This window comes from Furfurilactobacillus curtus, assembly GCF_045862785.1.
Taxonomy (GTDB): Bacteria; Bacillota; Bacilli; order Lactobacillales; family Lactobacillaceae; genus Furfurilactobacillus; species Furfurilactobacillus curtus.
Map to the genome: position 1 here is coordinate 1 of NZ_BQXO01000068.1, position 459 is coordinate 459.

1 rRNA gene is annotated in these 459 nt (G+C 49.2%); it reads left to right on the plus strand.

From position 1 onward, the window contains the following. Positions 1-459: ribosomal RNA gene (locus ACKTR2_RS10480) — 23S ribosomal RNA — on the plus strand; the annotation flags it as partial.

Below are 459 nucleotides of genomic sequence, written 5' to 3' on the forward strand. Positions count from 1 at the left end.
AAAGTGCGGTAATACGCACCGGAGGACCGAACCCGTGTCTGTTGAAAAAGGCTGGGATGACGTGTGGGTAGCGGTGAAATTCCAAACGAACTTGGAGATAGCTGGTTCTCCCCGAAATAGCTTTAGGGCTAGCCTCGGATTAGAGCATCATGGAGGTAGAGCACTGTTTGAACTAGGGGCCCGTCATGGGGTACTGAATTCAGATAAACTCCGAATGCCATTGATGTGTTATCCGGGAGTCAGACGATGAGTGATAAGATCCACCGTCGAAAGGGGAACAGCCCAGATCACCAGTTAAGGTCCCAAAATATGTGCTAAGTGGAAAAGGATGTGGAGTTGCATAGACAACTAGGATGTTGGCTCAGAAGCAGCCACCATTTAAAGAGTGCGTAATAGCTCACTAGTCGAGTGATTCTGCGCCGAAAATGTACCGGGGCTAAGCACAGTACCGAAACTGTG